The sequence below is a fragment of the Bradyrhizobium sp. HKCCYLS3077 genome (genome assembly GCF_051167555.1).
GTDB lineage: Bacteria > Pseudomonadota > Alphaproteobacteria > Rhizobiales > Xanthobacteraceae > Bradyrhizobium.
In genome coordinates, this window is record NZ_JBNPTH010000017.1 from 1 (window position 1) to 3,468 (window position 3,468).

At 53.1% G+C, this 3,468-nt stretch carries 1 protein-coding gene and 2 pseudogenes; all 3 read left to right on the forward strand.

The features are described from left to right. Positions 1-246, forward strand: a pseudogene (locus ACQR0Z_RS34970) (MFS transporter); the annotation flags it as partial. 123 nt (positions 247-369) lie between these two features. Continuing rightward, the gene (locus ACQR0Z_RS34975; RefSeq protein ID WP_434921690.1) at positions 370-3,126 is read left to right on the forward strand and encodes an HD domain-containing protein; all 2,757 of its coding nucleotides are present in this window, start codon (positions 370-372) and stop codon (positions 3,124-3,126) included. A 45-nt stretch (positions 3,127-3,171) separates the two neighbouring features. Further along, positions 3,172-3,468, forward strand: a pseudogene (locus ACQR0Z_RS34980) (MFS transporter); the annotation flags it as partial.

Here is a 3,468-nt window from a genome sequence, read left to right on the forward strand (position 1 = left end):
GTGAACTGGGGCAACGCCACCGCGGTCGAGACGCTCAACATGCTGCAGCAGAAGCTGCAGGGCATGGGCGATTCCGCTGTCATGGCGATGAAGCAACTCTCGCAGATCGTGCATCGCCAGGCCGTGGTGATGGGCTATGGCGACGCGTTCTTCATGCTGACCTGCTTCTACATCGCGCTCAGCTTCATGGTGCTGCTGCTGAACAAGCCGAGCTCGCCGATGGCCGGCGGCGGCGACGCACATTGACGTCGAGGTAAGATCGAAGACGGCTGATTAAAGTAGTGCACTGGTTGTGATTATTTTCTGTGCTACTTGCGTGCAATTTGGGTTCCGCTTACCGTAGATCCGGGACAAGGGGAGCGGACTCGAATGCCGAGAAAAGCGAAGACTTCTGCAGCCAAGTTGGATGACGCGAACCTATCGTACTACGGTTGGGAGGAGTCTCTTTACCGCGATACCTCTGAGGCCGCCCGTTTGTTGATACACACCTTAGATACTTTGCGATCTCGTTTGCGGCCGGTTCTGGATAAGATAAGCCAATTTTTGCCGGGCCTAACTAACCACTCTCTGAAGCACATTGATAATCTTCGTCGAGTAACTGAAGAGATTATTCCCAGAAATGCTCTTTCGCCGTTGGAGGTCTATTGTCTAAATGTGGCTTATCTCATTCATGACGCCTGCCTCTCGCCAATTTTGTATGATGGAGGACCTGAGGCCATTAGAGCGTCAGATGTCTATCAAAGATTGCTAGCGCTTCAGTTGCGAAGTGAAGGCGTAGCGGTGTCTGACCAATCAGTCGACAACTATCTCCAGCAGAACTCAAACTACTCCGAAGACAAGATCTTTTTTTCGACATTGCGGCAGGTTCATGCCAGCGAAGCGGCTCGGATTTTGAAAGAATTCAATAAGGACGGCGTCTATCTGATTGATCATCCGGAGCTTAGGATTCACAGTTCAGAGATCTGTGGTCCAATAGCAGCATCGCATCACTTGCCCCACGTGGAGGTCGAGGAGAGGCTGCTCAAACGACGAGCATTCCCGCGCATATCAGAGATGAACGACACAAGATCCGACGCTTTGTCGGTCAGAGATTTTTACCTCTCGTTGATTTTGCGTGTTGTTGACGCCTGTCAGCTTGAAGGTCGGGCCCCATATTGGGATCGCTTATTGCAGAGTCCCACAGGCTATTCAGCGCTCCATTGGGATTTTCAGGGGGCGCTGTCTGTTGGGTATGATCACAAGAATATTGTTTTCAACGTTTTCTCTGCGCCTTGCCCCCTCGCCAAGGCGTCGTCTTGGTGGGCCGCGTACGATTACCTCCACGATGTTGTTGCACCCGAACTCGATGCGGCCAATCGGTACGTTGCCGAGAATGCAGGCTACAACTACAAGCCCTTCCGACGAAGTTGCGTAGCGGGTATCGAGAGTCCTCGCGCGTTTCGGACAATAAATCCGACGGACGGATGGGAGCCTGTCGATGTTAAACCCGCAATTCGTGATCCTTTGAAAGTAATAGAATTGCTCGGAGGAGAAAAGCTGTACGGTAGCGATCCGTTCGCAGCAGTTCGCGAATTGGTACAGAATGCATTAGATGCGAGCGATGCGCTCGAGAAGCGGCGCGAACTGACTGGTGCGCGATACGACAGTATTCCAGTGGAGATCGAAGTGCGAACGGATGCTGACACGAGCCGTATTCGCGTGTCGGTTCGCGATCATGGCGTTGGCATGACAAAGCATGTCCTTACAGAGGTTCTTACAGACTTCGCTCGGTCGATCTGGTCATCGGAAGACAACAAGACAGATGCGGCTTGGTTGTTGCGAAAAGGTTTGCGGCCCCGTGGTCGGTTTGGCATAGGATTTTTTTCCGTCTTCATGATAGGGCAGTCAGTAAGAATTATAACGAGGCCGGACGGCAAAGACGAATCTTACGCATTGGATTTCAAGGAGGGGCTCAGCCACCGTCCGTTGCTTACGCCGCTCAAGCCGGAAGAGAGGGTGCGACTGGGTGCCTCAGGAACTGAAGTGTCTTTTGAGCTAAAGCTCGGACTAGACAATTTCAAAGCTAGAAGCCTAGCGAAGGATGCTAAGTCTATCTATCAATATTTTAGCTCTTTGGAAACTCTGGTTCGGTACGTTTTTGAGATTTGCCCCCTAGTAAATAGAGCATTGATTGTTAGTTACAACGGTCAGGCTGTAACATTGCCGAGTATAAGGATTGAAGACCTAAAGGACAATTGGCCGTTATTTAATGAGCGTGTGCTCGGATCGATCGACGACGGCAATGAATCCTACGCCCATTGTAAGCTCCTTTTTGAGGGGCTCGTCGAAATGCAAGACGATGAGGGGAAACCGCTTGGCTTGATTGCGCCGAACCTGCTCTCGGGTCCAACACCTACACCGGTCGGTGGGGTTGTGATCGACGGTGGGTTGAGGGTTCAGACCGTTCCAACTTTCTTTGGGATAGCTCATGGGGCTGTAATAAAGGCGGATCGAGCCACTGCGCGGTCAGCGTTGAGGCGTAGCAGCGCGGAAAGTATAAAACGCCTGGTGCAGGCGTCAAAAACGACTTTAGCGATTGAGGCGGGCAGGTGTAACCTTCGAAAAGTCAAGGGAAAAGCGGCTCTATTCAAAGATGTCCTTGTGGCTGAGTTTCTACCGTTCGATCCGGAGTTCTCTGCTGCCCTAGCTGCTAAAAAGGGGCGGGCGAAGAGCAACGATAAGTTATCAGACTGGTGTAATGTGCTGCGGAGAAAGGGGCGGCTAGTCTTTTACATTCCAGAGTTTTCAGAAGGCGAACGAGGTCAGATTTTTGGGCATGCCTACAGCGTGCCGAGCCTTCCAGCGTTTTCTCGTGCTTCGATGCTTGCCTACGAAGTGTTGGGTTTGGGGTCGGAGACAATTGCGCAGTGGCTTGCTAAGCATTTCAGTAGAGAGATCGGGCACAAGGTCAATCAGAGATTTGCTCGCGTAGCTGTGGGGCAAAGAGAGGGAAGGGAGCCGATTTATTGTTTCGGTATCAGCTTTCTGAGGGAGGGGTTGGACGAAAACTTCTCGCCCGTGGAGGCGGACATAGCTGAAATGTATCAATTGAAGGCGGATGATGTCACGCTAGACGTGGAAGGCTGATAGGTGGCCGCTGACCGCGCGAAGCGCTGTCGTCTGGGAAACGTGATTTGCTCCTACCGGATGACCGGCATCACCCGCGACTACGACTTCTGGGAGCTGTTCGTGCCGCAGGTGATGCGCGGCGTCGGCATGATGTGCGCGATGGTGCCGACCAACAACATCGCGCTCGGCACCTTGGCGCCAGATCGCGTCAAGAACGCCTCCGGCCTGTTCAATTTGATGCGCAATCTCGGCGGCGCCGTCGGGCTTGCGATCATCAACCAGATGCTGAACGACCGCACCGACCTGCACATCTCGCGCCTGCACGAGCGCGTGAACTGGGGCAACGCCACCGCGGTCGAG